This window comes from Peribacillus sp. NPDC006672 (genome assembly GCF_050274955.1).
GTDB lineage: Bacteria > Bacillota > Bacilli > Bacillales > DSM-1321 > Peribacillus.
In genome coordinates, this window is the sequence record NZ_JBNNOR010000018.1 from 26,845 (window position 1) to 41,429 (window position 14,585).

15 protein-coding genes are annotated in these 14,585 nt (G+C 39.9%); 4 read left to right on the plus strand and 11 right to left on the minus strand.

Annotation, left to right across the window (positions count from 1 at the left end):
* Positions 1-29: 29 nt before the first annotated feature.
* From ACQKKK_RS22050 to ACQKKK_RS22095, 10 genes are all read right to left on the minus strand, one after another.
* The gene (locus tag ACQKKK_RS22050) at positions 30-920 is read right to left on the minus strand and encodes a peptidylprolyl isomerase (RefSeq protein WP_427619122.1); all 891 of its coding nucleotides are present in this window, start codon (positions 918-920) and stop codon (positions 30-32) included.
* 291 nt (positions 921-1,211) lie between these two features.
* Positions 1,212-2,285: an ABC transporter substrate-binding protein gene (locus tag ACQKKK_RS22055; RefSeq protein WP_427619124.1), complete on the minus strand. Its 1,074-nt coding sequence runs from the start codon at positions 2,283-2,285 to the stop codon at positions 1,212-1,214.
* The gene (locus ACQKKK_RS22060; protein WP_427619126.1) at positions 2,282-3,085 is read right to left on the minus strand and encodes an ABC transporter permease; all 804 of its coding nucleotides are present in this window, start codon (positions 3,083-3,085) and stop codon (positions 2,282-2,284) included. Before ACQKKK_RS22060 ends, ACQKKK_RS22055 begins: the two co-directional genes overlap by 4 nt.
* Position 3,086: 1 nt before the next feature.
* The gene (locus tag ACQKKK_RS22065) at positions 3,087-3,890 is read right to left on the minus strand and encodes an ABC transporter permease (protein ID WP_427619128.1); all 804 of its coding nucleotides are present in this window, start codon (positions 3,888-3,890) and stop codon (positions 3,087-3,089) included.
* A complete protein-coding gene (locus tag ACQKKK_RS22070; protein WP_427619130.1) occupies positions 3,880-4,989 on the minus strand; it encodes an ABC transporter ATP-binding protein in 1,110 nt (369 codons plus the stop codon). Before ACQKKK_RS22070 ends, ACQKKK_RS22065 begins: the two co-directional genes overlap by 11 nt.
* Before the next feature lie 67 nt (positions 4,990-5,056).
* Positions 5,057-5,599: a helix-turn-helix domain-containing protein gene (locus ACQKKK_RS22075; protein ID WP_427619132.1), complete on the minus strand. Its 543-nt coding sequence runs from the start codon at positions 5,597-5,599 to the stop codon at positions 5,057-5,059.
* 475 nt (positions 5,600-6,074) lie between these two features.
* Entirely contained in the window at positions 6,075-7,460 is a 1,386-nt protein-coding gene (locus tag ACQKKK_RS22080; protein ID WP_427619134.1) for a protoporphyrinogen oxidase, read from the minus strand.
* A gap of 186 nt (positions 7,461-7,646) precedes the next feature.
* Positions 7,647-8,159, minus strand: a complete 513-nt coding sequence (locus tag ACQKKK_RS22085) for a GNAT family N-acetyltransferase (RefSeq protein WP_427619136.1) — start codon at positions 8,157-8,159, stop codon at positions 7,647-7,649.
* 117 nt (positions 8,160-8,276) lie between these two features.
* Entirely contained in the window at positions 8,277-10,310 is a 2,034-nt protein-coding gene (locus tag ACQKKK_RS22090; protein WP_427619138.1) for a Na+/H+ antiporter, read from the minus strand.
* A gap of 313 nt (positions 10,311-10,623) precedes the next feature.
* Positions 10,624-11,511, minus strand: coding sequence for a diacylglycerol/lipid kinase family protein (locus tag ACQKKK_RS22095; protein ID WP_427619140.1), 888 nt, complete (start codon positions 11,509-11,511; stop codon positions 10,624-10,626).
* Between the two features lie 507 nt (positions 11,512-12,018).
* Between ACQKKK_RS22095 and yhfH (ACQKKK_RS22100) the strand changes: the two genes are divergently transcribed.
* The 4 genes from yhfH (ACQKKK_RS22100) to yhfH (ACQKKK_RS22115) are packed head-to-tail and all read left to right on the plus strand — an operon-like array spanning position 12,019 to position 12,672.
* Entirely contained in the window at positions 12,019-12,153 is a 135-nt protein-coding gene (gene yhfH, locus ACQKKK_RS22100; protein ID WP_427619141.1) for a protein YhfH, read from the plus strand.
* Between the two features lie 45 nt (positions 12,154-12,198).
* The gene (gene yhfH, locus ACQKKK_RS22105; RefSeq protein ID WP_081108660.1) at positions 12,199-12,336 is read left to right on the plus strand and encodes a protein YhfH; all 138 of its coding nucleotides are present in this window, start codon (positions 12,199-12,201) and stop codon (positions 12,334-12,336) included.
* Between the two features lie 29 nt (positions 12,337-12,365).
* Positions 12,366-12,503: a protein YhfH gene (gene yhfH / locus ACQKKK_RS22110; protein ID WP_081108659.1), complete on the plus strand. Its 138-nt coding sequence runs from the start codon at positions 12,366-12,368 to the stop codon at positions 12,501-12,503.
* 28 nt (positions 12,504-12,531) lie between these two features.
* The gene (gene yhfH / locus ACQKKK_RS22115) at positions 12,532-12,672 is read left to right on the plus strand and encodes a protein YhfH (protein WP_284469059.1); all 141 of its coding nucleotides are present in this window, start codon (positions 12,532-12,534) and stop codon (positions 12,670-12,672) included.
* 127 nt (positions 12,673-12,799) lie between these two features.
* Here the strand turns inward: yhfH (ACQKKK_RS22115) and ACQKKK_RS22120 are convergent, their stop codons facing one another.
* Entirely contained in the window at positions 12,800-14,431 is a 1,632-nt protein-coding gene (locus tag ACQKKK_RS22120) for a PucR family transcriptional regulator (RefSeq protein WP_427619144.1), read from the minus strand.
* Positions 14,432-14,585 lie beyond the last annotated feature (154 nt).

A 14,585-nucleotide genomic window follows, 5' to 3' on the forward strand; every position in this document is an offset into this window, starting at 1 on the left:
TTTTCCATATATCATTTCACTTGATAGCCTTATTCAGAACCCTCTAATTTATTCGTTATCTCATGATCCTTTTTCACTTCAGCTAACCAAGCTGGATATTCCTCTTGTAATCTCTCAGAAAGAAGCGTTGCCTTAATTACTTCTTTACTGTCTTCTAAATTAGCTTTTTTTGCTTCCTTCTTACCGGTTACTTTTATGATGTGATAACCATAATCGGTTTTGACTGGTTCACTGACTTTGTCTATATCAAGATTAAAGGCAACATCATCGAATTCTTCCACCATATCACCTTTTCCAAAATATCCTAAGCTTCCACCGTTATCCGCCGTTTGCGTATCAGTAGAATATTCAGCTGCCAATTTAGCAAAGTCGCCGCCCTCTGCAATTTCCTTCGCAACCTTTTTAGCCGTTTTTTCGTCCTCGACTAAAATATGACTGGCCTCCACTTGTTCAGGTTTTGCAAATGTATCTTTATTATCTTCAAAATACGTACTGATTTCATCATCTGTCACGGTAATTCTCGGTTCGATCATTTTTTTCGTTTGCAGATAAACCACGATGTCATTTTTCAAGGCTTCCATGGACGAACCGCTTGCTTCCAATTGCTCTTTTAAAGCCTTTTCATCACCATAGGACTCAGCCATAACATCTATTTCTTTCTGGATTTCTTCATCCTTAATTTTAATTCCTTCTTTTTTCGCTTCCATTTCAACCAATTTATTCGTAATCAACAGGTCTAATGTATCTGCTCCGTACCCTTTAACAAGCTCGTCATACAGCTCATCCTTACTGATTTTCTCGCCATCGATACTTGCCATTGTCTTATCCGTAGACGAAATCATCGCAAATGCCATGATCCCGGCAATGATTAAAATGCTCCCTGCCCAAACATATGCCTTCGTGCTTCTTAATAGTTTCATGAATGCTCTCCCTTACTTTTTCTATTATGATAGCTTGGAAATATTAATTAATCCTTAAAAAGATTAGTTCCACCTGTGGTATTCACTAATCCCATCATTATACTAACATACTTATATCCCAACTGATATTTTAGAGTATTTTCTGACCTAATTCATTATTACAAAGATCTATACTGTTATATTGACTTTGATATATAGGTAATGAAGGTGAAGCAACGGAGATCATCTTGTCAAAAACTTAGAAAAAAAAGCATGGTATAAGGGGGATACCTTTACACCATGCTTTTTCTGTTATTTACGATGCATCTTAAACTCAAGGAAGAGTTCGTTGTAATGGGCCAAGTTTTTCTTCCCAAGGTTTTCGTACACTTCCAGCTTCTCTGTCAGTTCTGGTGATGGATAGAAACGTTCATCCTTCACCACTTCTTCAGGCATATATTTCAGTGCTTCTTTATTAGGGGTCGAGTAGCTTACATATTCAGCATTCTGTGCCGCAACTTTTGGGTCCAGCATGAAATTGATGAATTGGTGAGCCGCATCGACATTTTTGGTCGTTCTCGGAATGACCATATTATCAAACCACAGATTCGACCCCTCTTTTGGAACCACATATTCGAGATCTTCATTTTCAGCCATGATTTCAGAAGCCACTCCAGACCAAACCAGACCAATCGCCGCTTCCTGGGTTTCCAATAGCATGCGGCTTTCATCTCCAACGATCGCTTTAATATTCGGAGTGAGTGCATCAAGCTTGGATTTTGCCTCTTGAAGGTGAGCTTCATCGGTATCATTCAATGAATAATTCAAAGAGTTCAGGCCCATGCCCATCACTTCTCTAGCCCCATCCGTCAAAAGGATTTCATTTTTTAAATCTTTATCCCATAAATCCGCCCAAGCCTTTATCTCTTTGCCACCGAGCATCTTGGAGTTGTAAACAATTCCAACTGTTCCCCAGAAATATGGCACGGAATATTTATTCTCCGGATCGAATGGCAGATTGATGAACCGCTCGTCGATATTTTTCAAATTTGGTAGCTTGGAATGATCCAAGGGAACCAGCAAGTCTTCTTGTCTCATCTTATCAATCATATACTCAGATGGAATGGCAATATCATAAGTCGTACCGCCCTGCTCGATTTTAGTCATCATTGCCTCATTTGAATCGAACGTCTCATAAATGACCTTTATACCCGTTTCTTCTTCAAAACGTTTGATTAGATCCGTATCGATGTAATCGCCCCAATTATAGATGGTAAGCGTATTACTGCTCGTAAACCCCTGTGATGAGTTCAATCTTGAAATTGCATATAGCAGCAAGGCGGATACGAGGGAAATGATTAAAAACATTTGGACCAGCCTTTTCATCGTTTCCCCCCCATTCCCGTTTGCCTTACACGTTGAGTTATAAAGTAATAAACGACAACCAACAATAGTGTCACGGCGAACAGCAGTGTCGATAGTGCATTGATATTCAATGAAATCCCACGGCGGGCCAATGAATAGATTTCCACTGATAGAGTGGAGAAGCCATTACCGGTCACAAAGAACGTAACCGCAAAATCATCAAGTGAATAAGTCAAAGCCATAAAAAAACCAGCAAAGATACCTGGTAAGATGTATGGCAGGATGACCTTCGTCAATACATCCCACCGGCTTGCCCCTAAATCTCTGGCCGCATCAATTAAGGTAGGGCTCATTTCCTGAAGTTTCGGAAGGACCAGCAGCACAACGATCGGGATGCTGAAGGCGATATGCGACAACAGTACTGAGTAGAATCCAAGCTTGATCCCAGCCATTGTGAATAGAATCAGGAAGGAAGCACCGATGATCACATCGGGACTGACAATCAATACATTATTCAATGACAATACCGTATTCCTAGCCTTACTGCTCGTAAAGGAACGAATTCCAATGGCTCCAATCACCCCAATGATCGTGGCGATCAGTGCAGATAATAAAGCGATCACAAGCGTATTCAATACAATGATCAACAGTCTTGTATCTTGGAACAGCTCCTTGTACCACTCCATGGTGAACCCTTTAAAGTCATACATCGTTCCACCGCTGTTAAATGAGTAAAAGACTAAAAAGAAAATCGGTGCATAGAGTATGAGAAAAATCAAAACGAGAAACCCTTTTGATATTGGTGATAATTTACTACCCAATTTACACACCCTGCTTTCGGTTACCCGTTACAAACATAATCAGGAACATTATAATAATCAAAAATACCGCGATTGTGGAACCCATTCCCCAATCCTGTGTCACAAGGAAGTGCTGCTCGATAGCCGTACCAAGCGTAATGACTCGATTACCGGCAATCAGTCTTGTAAGCATGAACAATGAAAGTGCCGGGATGAAGACTACCTGGCATCCCGTCTTTACACCATCTATCGTCAAAGGAAAAATCACGCGGCGGAACGTCATCCACCGGGACGCTCCCAAGTCATTGGCCGCATCCAAAAGAGTTGGATTCATTTCATCCAGCGCATTGAATATCGGTAAGATCATAAACGGGATGAAAATATAAACCGAAACGAATATGAAGCTGAAATCCGTAAAAAGAATTTGCTGCTTTCCGATTCCTACTGCCTCCAGAAAACCATTCGCCACACCATACGTGCCAAAAATTCCAATGAAGGCATAAGCCTTTAAGAGTAAATTAATCCAGGAAGGCACGATTATCAGCAAAAGCCACAACTGTTTATGCTTGGTTTTCGTTAACAAATATGCAGTAGGGTAAGCCACTAAAAGGGATATTCCCGTAATCAGAAAAGCATACCAAAATGAGCTTAAAGTCATTTTTAAATATACTGGTGTAAAGAACTTTTGATAGTTAATTAAAGAAAGATTACCTTCAATGTCGAAGAAGGAATAGTAAAGGATTAACAAAATGGGTGCGACAACGAATAGAGCAATCCATAAGACATAGGGTATGAAGTAAATATTCCGTGATATTTTATTCTGCATGACTTTCCCCATCATGATACGCTTCTAAACGCTTATCGAATTCCTCTTCAGTTTCACCCAATCGCATGACATGAATCGCTTCGGGATCGAAATAAAGACCTATTTCATCTCCAACTGTTGCCTTTTTCGTTGATTGGACAAGCCACTCATTTCCATCATGATCATAGCAGCTGATTTCATAATGCACACCGCGAAATAGCTGAGAATCCACCCGAACTTGCAGTTTCCCGCGATTGACGGAAGTAATCTCTAAATCTTCCGGGCGGATGACTATATCAACAGCTTCATCACTATTCAAACCTTGGTCTACACATTCGAACTGTCTACCGACGAATTCCACCAGGTAATCTTCAATCATTTTTCCTTTTACAATATTCGACTCACCAATGAAATCAGCAACGAATCGATTCAGCGGTTCATCATAAATATCCGTAGGGGTCCCACTTTGCTGAATTTTCCCTTTGTTAAGGACAAAAATCTCATCTGACATCGCTAATGCTTCCTCTTGGTCATGAGTGACGAAGATGAACGTGATTCCAAGCCTTTGTTGTAGCTCTCGCAATTCATATTGCATTTCTGTACGCAATTTCAAATCAAGGGCAGAAAGCGGTTCATCCAGCAGAATGACTTCCGGCTCATTAACAATTGCCCTGGCAATCGCTACACGTTGCCGCTGACCGCCGGACATTTCCCTGATCTCCCGTTTTTCATAACCCTCCAAATTAACAAAGCTGAGGGCTTCCTTCACCTTTATTTCCACTTCGGCATTTTTCATTTTTTTGATACGAAGTCCGAATGCTACATTTTCAAACACATTTAAATGTGGAAAAAGTGCATAATCTTGAAATACCGTATTTACTTGCCTTTTATTGGCTGGTACATTATTGATCTTTTTTCCTTCAAAGTAAATATCACCTTTGGAGGCTTCCGTAAATCCGGCAATCAAGCGAAGGATCGTTGTCTTCCCACAGCCTGAAGGACCCAAAAGCGTATAGAACTTCCCTCTCTCGATTTCAAAACTAACATTATCGAGAATTACCGTATCATCATCAAATTGCTTCGTAACCTGATCGAAGCGTATTATAATCTCGTTTGACATCTACTTCCCTCTTTCCATTACCTTACTTCATCCATCCTTACACAAACGATAGCAATTGCTTTGAATTCTACAAGTATGATTCCGTCACCACAAGCAATAACTCGGATGGACCCCCAAAATCATTGATGATTTGGTGTTCATCGGATGCATGAAAATAAATTGATTCCCCTGCCTTGGCGAAATACGTATGAGAACCAAGCTTTACAATGACTCTTCCGCTTATTACATAACCGAATGTTTCCGATAAGGATGGTTCAAATTGTTTGAATTCCCCTTTTTCCTGAAGGGTCAGGCGAATCGGTTCCATTTCCTTCTCATTCGATTCAGGCACAAGCCACTGAATTTGATACCCTCGTTCCTCATCGATAAAAAATGTTTGTGCTTCTTCTTCATACACTACTTTTTGGACCTGATCCTCTTCGTCGAAGAATTGCTTCGGCTTACAGCCGAGTACTTCTAAAATATTGAAAAGAGTTTCAATGGAAGGGGAACTAAGATCCCTTTCTAACTGTGAAATATATCCTTTACTTAAATCCGTTCTTTCTCCCAATTCTTCCTGGGTCAATCCTTTTTTCAAGCGAAGGTTTTTTATTTTTTTTCCAATTTGCATCCTATTTACCCTCAATCAGTTTACTTATAGTAAACCCATAGTAGATAAAGTTTTATATAAGTAAACTCTCAGTTTAATTTTACGGATTTTATTATACAGGAAATGCTGGAAACTTCAAACGAAAGTTTCAATAATGCATAAAAAAAAGACCGCCCTTTTGGAGTGAACCCAAAAAGTTAGACCCTTTATTCAAATTAGGCAGCCTTGAGGGCATGAAATCCGGGCTCATGTATTAATGGATATATTTTTGCTGATTTGCCCTTTTTATGAACGGTATTTCTTCATGTAACCCAAAGACTTCAATCCTAGTCCATTCATCCTTGTGCAATGGATTTATGGGGCTTTTCCCCTTCCAAGCACTCTAAAACTGAATGTGATTTTTCGTCTATCGCATATTTAGTCAAAAAAACTGCACCTCCAATTGTTAGATGATGTCTAACAATTGGGGTGCAGTTTACTTTTTGCAGTACTCCTTTTACAACTTCAGACAAATCTCTTGCGCTTTTCTTTCGCCATCTGCAATACAGTCCGGTATTCCAACACCATTGTATGAACAGCCCGCAAGTAAAACATTCGGATAATTCCCGGAGATTTTTTCCTCCAGGGATTGAACGATTTGAGGATGTTTTATATGGTAGTTCGGCATATTTTCATGCCATTTCGTCACTTCACTTGTAATTGGAGTCCCAGAAATACTTAAACTGCTTTTAATGTCTCGTAAAGCCACCTGGATTAATTCCTGATTTGTAAGGGAGCGTAACCGTTCATAGTCCGGACTTGAGCTTTTATAAAAAAGCCTTACTAAAAGCTGACTGTTTTCAGAAGTATGCTCCCATTTCCGGCTCGTCCACGTACATGCATTGCAGATCAAATCACTATTATCGCCTGCAATGAAACCTGTCCCATCATTAGGAAGCATGCTGTCCGGGATATCGAATCCAAGGTAAACGCTTATCATTGAACTATTGATCAAGCCAGCGAAGTCTTGATCCAGCTCCCTATCACCCAATAGTTTCTGGGCAATTGTATGCGGTGTACTCAATACGATGAAGTCCGTTTCCAGCGATTCACCGTTTGCCAATGAAATTATATACCTCTCATCATTCTTTCTGATTTTTTCCGCCTTGACCCCTTTTATAATTTCCACCATATCGAGGCTTTCCTCAATACGTTCAATCAATACCGATAAGCCATTTTTAAACGAAAGGAACTTCTTATTTCCCTTGCTTTGATATTTCTGCTTATTTTCCGATAGACCGCGTATTATACTGCCATATTCATTTTTATAATCCAGCATCTCCGGCAGTGTTTTAGCAATGGTCAATTCATTTAATTTTCCTGAATAAACACCCGATAGGACAGGTGATATCTGTTTTTGCACCAATTCCTTACCTAAGAAACTTTCAAGAAATAAACCGATTGAATCGTTTTTCGTAAACGTCTCATTCTTTGTATAGAAATCCTTTAAGGCATCGACCTTTCCTTGTGCAGAAACCAGATCACTTTTCGCCAGGGACTCCAGGCTCATTGGAATTCCGAATAGTGCATCTTCAGGGATTCCCTTCAGCACGCCATCGGTATGGATAAATGATTTTCCCGTCGCATTATAAACAACTTGATCCTCTAGGTTCAATTCTTTAAGAAATGGTTTTATATTTTGTTTCCTGGCGACAATCGAATCGGCACCCGCTTCTATTTTAAATGGACCATCATGCACTGTCCTGATTTTACCGCCTAGTTTCTCATTTCCTTCTATTAATATTAATCGTACGGAGAGACTGTTCGCTTTAGCAGCTTTTTGTAAATAATACATGGTTGATAAACCCGTAATGCCTCCACCTACAACTACGATCGTTTTCATTAGACTACACCTCGATTAATGAAATTTACATTAAGTAAAGTGTACCATAAGGCAGCAGCATTATTAAAAGCGACCCTCTATTTCATTAGTTTCGTAATGAAACCTGTAACAAATTGGACAAAAAAAAGACCTTCCCTCATTCGAAAAGTCTACATGCCTCATAACGATACTTTGTATCTCAATTCCTTATTCCATATCCATGTTCACCTTATCTAACCTATATTCCATTATCTCCATCAACCCGCTTCTGCCTTCTTTTTGAATTCCTGTATCCTGATATCCCGATTTCGTATAAAGAGTTTTGGCAATCACATTCTTGACGTCCACTGCCAGTACAATCGAATCCTTGTTTGGAAAAATCCCTTTTGCGAATTCCGGAAGGATTTGCATGGCTTTCTTTGCAATCCGTTTCCCTTGATGCTGTTGATCAACAAGAAATCCACGGAGTAATATCGCTTTTTTATTGTTGGTGAAAGGGCTAATGTTCTCCCCAATGTGTAAAACGAAAAAACCGACCGGTATACCCGCAGCTAATATAACGAAAGGGTGTCTGTCAACATCCTTTCGGCAATATTTCAGCGACACTTCCGGCAAAGCTGAAAAAGGGGTTTGTGTATCCGGTAAATAAAACTGTGACAGCTGGTGATGATGTTCCGGTAAATAAGGCGTAATGGTGACGATTTCCTTGTCCTGTTTCATTGGGCACACCGCTTTCACAAATATTGGATACCTTAATGATTCGATGCTTCACCCTAAAATCCCTCCACTAAACGAAAGAAGCACTGCCGAATATATCGGCAGCGCTCCTTAAGTTAATCAATGGATGTTTTCATTGATTGTCAGTGCTTCTCGTAAATTGATTTGCTGGCGGAGTATATTGGCAACCTCACGGGAAATTTGTCGTTTTTCAAACATATCCTGTACTTCGTCCCGTTCTGCCTGGATCGCTTTATAGAATAGCTCCCTTTCATAATCGACCATTTTACTAGGGATACGGCCTCTATTTTCACGTTTGCATTTTAATATCAACACTTTATACTCTTCTATTATCATCGAAGACGTCTCATGATTTTCAGAAGTGATACCCGCTTGTATCTCTTGGATGGCGGCTTTATACATCCTGATTTTAAGGTCCCTCACCTTTTCCAATCTCTCTATATTGATCCTTCTTACTTCACTTTTATTAGGGAAAAATAATTTAAAAACCCTCAGCATACTTCTTCTGAAAAGCGTTACAGACCTGAAAAAGCGGAATTTCATTCGGTTTGTGACCGCGCCTTCCATACGCTGGATATATTCTTTGCATATAAATGCCGTTTCCCGGTCCACTTTCTCATCCTTAATAAGTTTATCAAGAAATCTTTGCTCTGCTTCAAGGGCTTTAAAGCGAAGACCTTTTTCTTCTTCCCTTAATGCAGCTGGCTCTTTCTCCTGTTCTACATAGGACAGTTCATTGATCTTGGTACAGTACCTCGAAATGATCGATAAAGCCGCTTCCCGGTTTTCATCTGTCATTTGGGATTCTACAACTTTAATCGCCGCTTGATGTGTGTGAATGGCAGCCGCTTTCGTTTTATCAGCCTGCTTATCCACGACTTCCTCTTCTTCTGTCCGTGCTATGATTGGCAGAAATACGCTGGCAACGATCAAAGTCAGCAATATGACACCTGCTGCAATGAAGATGATTAACGAACGCTCCGGGAAAGGACTTCCATCTGCCAACACATACGGAATCGAGAACGAACCCGCTAATGTTACAGCTCCGCGAACACCGGAAATGGTAATGATTCCAGCCGCTTTGAAGTCTGGTTTTTGGACGCCTGCTTTTTTCGTCATCCAGCCAATCGACCAGGCAGCAGTAAGCCAAATGAATCGTAAAGCAAAAAGGAAAAGTGTAATGACCACGATATATAGGATCACTTGCCCATTATTGAAGAGTGGATCTTGAAAGATAATTTTCGCAACGCTTGGAATTTGCAAGCCTAGCAAAACGAATACAAGACCATTCAATACATATAAAATAACGGCCCATGTACTCTTTGAAACGACCTGAAGTTCTACCGTTGGTGATATTTCCCTATCTCGTTCAATGGCATGGACAATACCCCCAGCCACGACCGCTAAAATCCCAGAAAGGTGGAAATGTTCCACAGCGAGGAAAATAATAAAAGGGGTCAGGATCTGGATTAACATGTGCATCGTAACATCTTCCATTCCTAAACGGCGAAGAAATACACGGAGCCTGATTATGATGAAGGCAACAATTGCTCCTCCTATAAATCCACCAATCGAGATCCATATGAAACTGAACGTTGCGTCCACTAATGAGAAAACACCAGTGACTGTAGCTGCAACGGCAAATTTAAAGGCAACTAGACCTGAGGCATCATTCATGAGCCCTTCTCCTTCAAGAAGGTGCATTATGCTCTTAGGTAACTTAACTCGACTCGCCAAAGCGCTTACTGCCACTACATCTGTAGGAGACAAAATGGCTGCTAAGGCGAATGCGGCTGGCAATGGAATCGAAGGAATCATCCAATTAATTAAATACCCGCCTGCCCAAACCGTTATGAATACTAGGCCTAGTGCAAGCATGAGAATGGGTGCTCTCAACTTCCAAAGTGCAGTGCGGGGTACATTTTTGCCATCATTGAATAAAAGGGGTGCGATGAATAACAGCAAAAACAATTCCGTCTCCATCTCTACATGCATACCCAGGGGTAAAAGTGCCAGTATGACACCCAGTGCTATTTGTATTAATGGTACAGGTATAAAGGGTATAAAGTGGTTAATTACATTAGACACTCCAATCAATATAAGAAGGGCTAATATAACAAGCAAAAACTCCATTCAAACATCAAACTTCCTCTCTCATCTATTTTCATAATTATAAGCGTAACATATTCATACCCATTCATTCATGCATTTACTATTCTAACCTAGAATCCTCTTGAATAATGATACCTGTTGCATGATGGATCACCATGAAAATTGAGGTGATTGAATGAATGCAAAATCAACTCAAATCAGCATTGGATTTCCAAAGAAAAAAGCTGATTGGCTTACCCTAATCAGCTTTTCCCACATGATCAATGAGCATGGTCTTTTGTGAAAAGACTACCCAACCAGACAAGGTTGGCACTGCTTTATGTTAAAACACCATTTAGTTTCCCGGGACAAGGAGACGAAGATGTTTGTGCAGTACATTTGATTGAAATGGAAGGAGAAAGCCTTCATCTCCATCGATATTGACTGCAAGTTCGTCTGATGTGGATAAATTGAGCTTGGATGTTTGAATATATTCAACTTCGTCATGCCCCTTGATCTCTCCTCTCATTAAACTGGAAATGATCTTGACGATACGAGGAAGTGATAAATCCTTAATGATGAATGTGTGCAGCTTTCCATCATCCACTTCTGCTTCGGGTGCAAGTTGTTCGAAACCGCCGACAGAGTTAGTCATTGTTGCAATCAGTAAATGAGCCTCACCCATCCACCTTCCCTGATCATGTTCAACCGTTAAAGGAAACGGATTCTTTTTAATCATCGCTTTTGCTCCTTCAATGAAATATGCAAAAGACCCCAGACGGGTTTTTTGGTCCACGGATACATTATAGGTGGCCTCAGCGATCGCCCCTACTGCCAACACATTCATGAAATAACGGTCATTGACCTTCCCTATGTCCGATTCCTTAATATGCATGTCCTTTAATATCTCAATGGCCGTATTGGGATTCAAGGGTATGCCCAAAGATCTGGCGAAATCATTAACGGTTCCTAGCGGGATGATCCCGAAAATTGGCCGATGCTGCTGCTCGCCCAAGCCATTCACTATCTCGTTCACCGTTCCATCCCCACCCATGGAAATGACAGCATCGAACCTCTCTTCGCAGGCCTCCTTAGCAAAATCCGTAGCATCCCCCTCTCCTTCGGTTTGACGGACGGACACCTCATCATATATCTCACCAAGTGCTTTTTCCGCTTTCGGCAAAATCTTTCCTGACTTTTCCCTACCTGAAGATGGATTTATGATAATCATCACTTTCGACATATGCTACCTCCCATTATTGTTCATCTACTAGCAAGTTACCTCTTTACTGAAGTAATAAACCACACGGACAATTTTTCCGGTTGTTGAATAAAGAAGTCCTGGCAGGAACTTTCGTAATTGCTGCCGCTTGACGGTTTGCTGACATTTTAGAACAGCTCTTATATGTTCATGGACTGTGAAACAAGTAATCATCACCTCTGAACCTTCTGTTCCTCATCTGTTACATTAATTCCTATTCTAATCAACTGAAAATTGTCTGTCCCTTTCGCCCCCCTTTGTTTTTCCCCTTTTATAAAATCTATTTTTTCTTCATTTTCCAAGTTTCCGTGAAGAGAAATACAAAAAATAAAGTTAAAAAACTCCCTATCTATAAGGTTTTCAGACTCTTCTCGAAATAAATTTCAAATTTTCTGTTAAATACCTATACATTTTCCAAATTCGGGTATATACTGTATTATAACAACAAACAAACAATAATAACTGTACTATAAAGAGGAGGAGCGAGACATGCAAGCAAATCAATCGGATACATTCATAATTGATACGTTTAAATATTGCCCAGAATGTGGTGAAACACATGTGGACCACTCAGATTCCTATCTGTTGGAGTGCGATCGCTGCCTTTCCAAACGTGAGGAATAAATCGACCGAAAAAAATAATAAAACATTATAAAGGAGGAAATCATTATGCAAATGAAAAAATCCATTGAATTTTTTAACAATATCCCTGCTAAACATTGTCCCGAGTGCGGTGACCATATTATAGAACAAGCTGAATCCTACTTAATGGAATGTGACCGCTGCCTTTCCAAACGTGAAGACTAATTTACTCAAATCAAAAAGGAGGAACCATCATGCAAACTAAAAACCCATTGGAATTCTTCAGGACACTTCCGCCTAAACAATGTACAGAGTGCGGAACCCATATCACTGAACAAGCTGAATCCTACCTCTTGGAATGTGACCACTGCCTTTCCAAACGCGAAGAATAACTAAACCAAATCATAAGGAGGAATCATCATGCAAACTAAAAACCCATTGGAATTCTTCAGGACACTGCCACCTAAACAATGTACAGAATGCGGTACTCCCATCACTGAACAAGCTGAATCCTACCTCTTGGAATGCGACCACTGCCTTTCCAAAAAAAATGAATATTAATAAAAGATGCTGACATCAAGATGCTTTAAAGGCCATTTTGATGTCAGCATTAACTCTTGTATTAGTTTCCCTTTCCTTGCATTCAAAAAAGGATGTCCTCGGGACACCCTTAATCGTACTTATTTTTTTAATTTCCAATATATTTATCTACATATTTTCCACTGACTTTCCTGCTGCTGTACTGTAAGAAATCCAATGCAAAAATCATGAATTCAAGTCCTAGACGCTTATCTGAACGCATAAAATCCGTGCCTAACAGTTTTTCTAATTTTTCAAGCCTATGATATAGCGTTTGCCGGACAATGAATAGTTGTTTTGAGGTTTCCTGTTTAGAACCGTTACAAGCAAGATAGGTCTTCAGGGTAGGCATTAACTCACCATTGTTTTGCTTGTCATATTCAATGACAGGACCTAAATATTCGTGCACCGTTTCCTCCAGATTACCATGTTTATTTATGAGCGAAATCATGCGATGCATATGTAAATCCTGATAAAAGAAGCTCCTGTTACCCTCTGGTAATGTATCCTGAAGCAGCAGGGTCTCGCGGGCCGTTTCATAACTTTTATAAATCTCACTTAACCTTCGAACATGCTTTCCAAAACCAATGGAGAGCAAATTCATTCGATTACGCCCGCTAACATCCATTTTCATGATTCGATCCACTGCGCTTGTCACCCTTGATTTCCAATCTTCAGATGAACGATTATCACCTAAAATAAAAACTAGATGCTGATGAATTTCCATAGAAAATATCTGAAAGCCGTACTGTTCAAAAACCGTCTTAAACATTATCTTAAAATAGGTTCCATCTAATTTTGCAGAACGTCTATTATACCTTGTGTGTTGTTTGCAAATGCAAACAATTCCCCCATCCAACTGCATTTTCGGATCAATATAGGAAAGCCTCTCCCGGATTGCTTCGTCACTATACTCACCTTCAATCCAATTTGTAAGCCATTTACTCTCTTCCGACATTTTCTTTTCTTCTATATATAACTCCCTTAATAGATGCTGTGCCAAAGCGGTAGCCGTTCGATCCAAAATCAGTGAATCAAAGTCCGTCAACTCTCTGTCGTTGCTGCAAATGAGCAGTTCCGCATAATTTTCACCGAGCACTTGAATTGGCTGTCTATGAACGGTTTTATTGAATTTCTTTTCTTCATATACGTCCGATACCATTTGATAGGTTATTTTTTTCTGCGCTTTGGGAATGCTGGCTATATCGTTTTCATTAAAGATAAGAATAACCTGTACATTTAAATAGCTGTGGAGAAATTTTAGAATTGGTTCATAATGGTCAATTTCGAGGAGATTTTTATTTAACTGCTGGGAGTAGTTTTCTAAGTTGGAGATCATTTGATATTGTTTATTAATGATAAGGGAATGAATATCCTGAGTGATTTCTACGAAAGGGACTTCCTCATGAAATAGGATGATAGGGAATTGCTGTTCATTTGCAAGATCAATGGCACATTGCGGCACTGCCATGGTGTTGGCGCCAATCTCTATACAGAGTCCAGCTGCCTTGCATTCAATTAACTGTTTTAAGTAGGATAGAAATGTTTCATCGCAATCTTTCCACCCTAAACCGGTAGTCAGAATCAGTTCATTTCCATTTAACAAATGGCTGATTTGAGTGACTTCCATGCAGTGGACCCACTTCACTTGACGCTTTATCCCACTGCTACCTGCAATTATATCCGTCAGATTAAAATGCTTGCGTGTTAGAATTTCCTCGATTGTAATCGACGTATTCATCCATCCACATCCTTTTATAAAACTGCTTTAAAATCTATTATAAACGGACAATCCTTAAATCTCCAGACACTTGTTAGAAAATCTAACGTCAAAATTCTACAAAAAATTCGACCCTTTCCACTCACATGGCTGCCGGGAAAACAAAAACTCATTA

Bases quoted from the DNA above. Each gene is read 5' to 3' on its own strand.
- yhfH (WP_427619141.1), top strand. From the start codon at position 12,019: ATGCAAGCAAATCAATCGGATACATTCATAATTGATACGTTTAAATAT.
- ACQKKK_RS22070 (WP_427619130.1), bottom strand. From the start codon at position 4,989: ATGTCAAACGAGATTATAATACGCTTCGATCAGGTTACGAAGCAATTT.
- ACQKKK_RS22090 (WP_427619138.1), bottom strand. From the start codon at position 10,310: ATGGAGTTTTTGCTTGTTATATTAGCCCTTCTTATATTGATTGGAGTG.
- ACQKKK_RS22055 (WP_427619124.1), bottom strand. From the start codon at position 2,285: ATGAAAAGGCTGGTCCAAATGTTTTTAATCATTTCCCTCGTATCCGCC.
- yhfH (WP_081108659.1), top strand. From the start codon at position 12,366: ATGCAAACTAAAAACCCATTGGAATTCTTCAGGACACTTCCGCCTAAA.
- yhfH (WP_081108660.1), top strand. From the start codon at position 12,199: ATGCAAATGAAAAAATCCATTGAATTTTTTAACAATATCCCTGCTAAA.
- ACQKKK_RS22075 (WP_427619132.1), bottom strand. From the start codon at position 5,599: ATGCAAATTGGAAAAAAAATAAAAAACCTTCGCTTGAAAAAAGGATTG.
- ACQKKK_RS22120 (WP_427619144.1), bottom strand. From the start codon at position 14,431: ATGAATACGTCGATTACAATCGAGGAAATTCTAACACGCAAGCATTTT.
- ACQKKK_RS22095 (WP_427619140.1), bottom strand. From the start codon at position 11,511: ATGTCGAAAGTGATGATTATCATAAATCCATCTTCAGGTAGGGAAAAG.
- ACQKKK_RS22080 (WP_427619134.1), bottom strand. From the start codon at position 7,460: ATGAAAACGATCGTAGTTGTAGGTGGAGGCATTACGGGTTTATCAACC.
- ACQKKK_RS22085 (WP_427619136.1), bottom strand. From the start codon at position 8,159: ATGAAACAGGACAAGGAAATCGTCACCATTACGCCTTATTTACCGGAA.
- yhfH (WP_284469059.1), top strand. From the start codon at position 12,532: ATGCAAACTAAAAACCCATTGGAATTCTTCAGGACACTGCCACCTAAA.
- ACQKKK_RS22050 (WP_427619122.1), bottom strand. From the start codon at position 920: ATGAAACTATTAAGAAGCACGAAGGCATATGTTTGGGCAGGGAGCATT.
- ACQKKK_RS22065 (WP_427619128.1), bottom strand. From the start codon at position 3,890: ATGCAGAATAAAATATCACGGAATATTTACTTCATACCCTATGTCTTA.